Source organism: Candidatus Hydrogenedentota bacterium (genome assembly GCA_019695095.1).
Lineage (GTDB): Bacteria > Hydrogenedentota > Hydrogenedentia > Hydrogenedentales > SLHB01 > JAIBAQ01.
Window position 1 is genome coordinate 1 of sequence record JAIBAQ010000332.1, and the last position, 3,868, is coordinate 3,868.

Annotated in this window: 2 protein-coding genes; one reads left to right on the plus strand and one right to left on the minus strand. The window is 57.3% G+C overall.

What is annotated here, in order from left to right:
* On the plus strand, positions 1–2,460 hold a 2,460-nt coding region (locus K1Y02_25825), incomplete at its 5' end, for a DUF4838 domain-containing protein (protein ID MBX7259800.1).
* Positions 2,461–2,473: 13 nt separating this feature from the next.
* On the opposite strand, the gene K1Y02_25830 is transcribed toward K1Y02_25825, so the two are convergent.
* Positions 2,474–3,868 (minus strand): hypothetical protein (locus K1Y02_25830; GenBank protein MBX7259801.1); only part of this gene is annotated, 1,395 nt, incomplete at its 5' end.

A 3,868-nucleotide genomic window follows, 5' to 3' on the forward strand; every position in this document is an offset into this window, starting at 1 on the left:
ATTTCGGGAACGGCTGCCTTCGCCGACAGTGCGATCTCACCCTCGGCGATGACCCATTGGCAAATCGTATGCGATTCCGCGGCAACAGAATCGGAACGCTATGCGGCAACCGAATTTCAGACCCTCTTTAAAGGGTTGACAGGAACAGAACTCTCCGTCGCCTCCGAGGCAAAACAGAACACGGGCGCTATCTATATCGGCCCAGATGCAATCGCCCGCGCGGGAAAACGCCTCAATCTCGATAGACTGGGCGAGGAAGGTCTGCAAATACGGGTGACCAAGGACGCGATATTCATTGGCGGGGGCCGTCCGCGCGGAACGCTCTACGGCGTCTATGAGTTCTTCGAAGAACTATGCGGCGTGCGTTACCTAACCTACGATGATACGTACTTCCCCGATCCATCGACGGTGCGTATCCCTCTGGGTAAGCACGCATACAACCCGCCGTTTGCATTTCGCTGGTCGTACTACGGCGAAACCATGAAGTCACCGGAATTCGCCGCGCGTCTGCGAACGAACACGGTCAGTGACGATCCCAAGCTCGGCGGCAAAACCGGATATCGCCTCGTGAGCCACAACGTTGCATACCTTCTACCTCCGGCAAAGTACGGCAAAGAACACCCGGAGTATTACGCCCTCGTGGATGGGCAGCGAAAACTGGAAATGGGTGGCGGCGGACCTCAACTCTGCGTCAGCAACCCAGAGGTCATTGACCTCGTTACGCAGGCCGTACTCGAGGAGATTGAGAAGAATCCAACCGCAAAGAACATCAATATCGCTCAGATGGACAACGACAGTTACTGCACGTGTCCCAATTGCGCGGCCATCGACGCCCGAGAAGAATCGCACGCGGGCGCGCACCTGGAGCTCGTGAACAAAGTAGCCGAACGTATCGAAAAAGCGCATCCCGATATCTTTGTAAGTTGCTACGCGTATATGTACACCCGCAAGCCCCCCAAGCACATGCGCGCGCGCCACAACGTGCTGATCCAGTTGTGCAGCATCGAATGCTGCGACGCCCACGCAATCGACGACCCATCCTGTGCGCTGAACCGGGAATTCTGCAAAGACACCGCCGGTTGGAAGAGGAAGGCGGACCACCTATTCATCTGGCACTATAACACCAACTTTAAGGGCTATCTGCTCCCGTTCCCGAACCTTCGCAGCATCGGGGGCAGCGACGCGTATTTTGCGAATAACAACGGGCGCGGCGTGTTCATGCAGGCGGCCGGGAACGCGATGTCCGCCGAGTTGAGCGACCTCCGCAACTACGTGATGTCACGATGCATCTGGAAACCGGGCCGAGATAGCTGGTCGGAAGCGATGGAGTTCTGCCGGTTGCACTACCGTGAATCCGCGCAGCCTATCATGGATTACCTGACGTACTACCATGACCTCGTTCAAACCAGCGGCACCCACCCAACCTGTTTCCCGACTGAGTCCGCGCTGTGCATCAACAGGCAAAGTGCGCAGCGCATCATGGCCTACTTCCGCGACGCGATGTCACGCGCACAATCGGATGAGGTTCGCGCACGAGTCGAGAAGGCTTCCCTGTGCGCCTATCGTGCCGCACTGAGTGCCGTCAGCATCCCGCTCCACATCAGCGACGGAATGTGCCGTCCAGACCTCACCAGTCTGGACCCGGACCTTCTGAATCGGTTCGCTGAATTGTGCAAGAAGTATGGGGTCACGATGGAAGACGAGATGACATCCATTGATACCTACATAGAGAGTCAAAAAGCGTTCCACCAGGGGTTCAAGGCAACAACGATTGAAAACGATACCTGGCGTGTGGTGTTGCTGCCCGAAAGCAATGCAAAGCTGGTGGAGATGACATACAAGCCCACGGGCCGCAATGTCATTCAGGCTGCTCGCGCGCTCAATCGTTTCCGCTTCGAGGAATGGGTACGCCAGGGCGAAGGTCCGAATCCCCAGCGCATCTTGCCATACGAAGCACGTACCGAGCCCGGGAAAGTCACTCTAACGCTCAGCACACCCGATGGCACGAAAGTGGAACGACAGATTCTGCTTGACGGAGACGTAATTCGCGTTCAAACCACGCTGACCGCGGGCGCGGCGCGTGACTTCGACGCGCAGGTGCATCCCGAATACGACACGGGGACCGCATCTCCCGATCCTGACGTTCTCAGCTTGTACATCAAATCGCCCGCATGGAAGCAGGCCAACGCCGGTTGGTTCGAGGGCATTGCCACGGACGATCAAACAAGAGCGATCCGCGAGGCCGTTGCAGGCGGCGCCTTTGCCTACTTCAACCACGAAGCCAAGTTCGGAATTGAGCAAAGGTTCAACCCCGAAGAGTACGTGGCGATGGGCCATTTCTGGGATCCCTCACGGCTCCAAGTCAACCTGGAGCTGTTTCCCAAGCCCTGCCATCTGGAGAAGGGACAGCAGGCAAGCTACGCCTACGAGGTGAGGTACATCCAAGAGCCACCGCGCTAACCGTAACGAAGTATCACTCAAAGGCCAGCGAATAGAGATCTGCCTCGCACATCACGAATCGCAGTACGACCGGTCTGCCGTTCAGCGCCGCCACACTGCGGTTTCCCTTCCAGCTCACTCGCCGGTCGATCGAATCGCCGTAGATTGCGTCACACTCGTCAAGGGTAAAGCCCGGTATCGGCGCTTCCCCAACTTCTCGAAACTCGACCCTTACCATTCCTGCTGCACTGGTGGAAATGTTGAGCGACAACTCGTTTCCAATAAAGGTAATTGGTTTGGTTATGAACTCGCCTTCCTCGTGCTTCGCGTGGACGGACGCGAATCCGTCCATGCGCAGAGTATAGCGGCGCAAGCGTGAGTCACGGCCGGTGAAGTACGATTCGGTGGCATAAAGCGAAAGTTCCTTCGGCGAATCGTCCCGAGTGGAATCGGTCTCAACAACATGCCATGCGATGTAGTTGTCGCCATACGACCAGTTATGGCGCGTCCTGAGCCCAGGCCGCAGAAACACGTCATTGCTCTGACGGAAATTCTTCCCGTCGCGGCTGCTAATATAGACAGAGTCGGTAACGGCCGTGCCATACCGCTGCGAGACCGTCATGCGCTTCTCGCGAAGTTCCCACTCAGGCAGCAGCTTGGTAGACTCCGTGACCCCATGATCCACATAGCGCGCGGGAAATCCGATGTAAAGGTGTGGCGCGCGCGCATACGGCTTGATCTGATTGACATAAAATTGGGCCAACTCCTGCGGCCCCTCCCCAGCAGGAAACGCGATGGGCCCTTCCTCCGTCCAGTGAAGAAAATCCTTGGAGACCGCGCGGTTCACCAGTCGCGTACCCTCGAAGTTGCCTCCGGAAAACGTTCGGTAATAGAGCACATACTGCTGCTCCTTCGCCGACCAGAATGAAACGTTCTGCGAATCGAACGCACCCTTGCTGAAGACCGGCCCGTCCGCCATCGGTGTCCAGTGAATGCCATCCGGCGATTGATAGGCCCAGACGCCCTTATTGGTCTCGGCGCCTGCGCCGGTCGCCTTGTATCGCGCTTCCGGCGTGGCCGCGGGGTTCTCGTCAATAAAGGGCGAGAAATCGTGGCAACCGCTTCCATCACCCATCTTGTTGAGGATAATGTTGTTTTCCTTTGACCCATTGAACTCGCAGAGGCCAAGAACGGGCCGGCTCCATGCGATGCCGTCCTTGCTCTCGAAATACGCGATGCTCAATGGACCACCCGGTTCGATTCCAGTGGGAATCTGCCAGGCATGGTAATACATCCTGTAGACCGACTCGCGCGCATCGTGCAGAACGGTGTAGTACCCGCACCCGTTCCCCTCCCACGGCGCATCGCATTGCACGGCAACTTCCTGCGGTTCTGGCGCGTGTACAAGAATCTGAACGCGACTCATCTC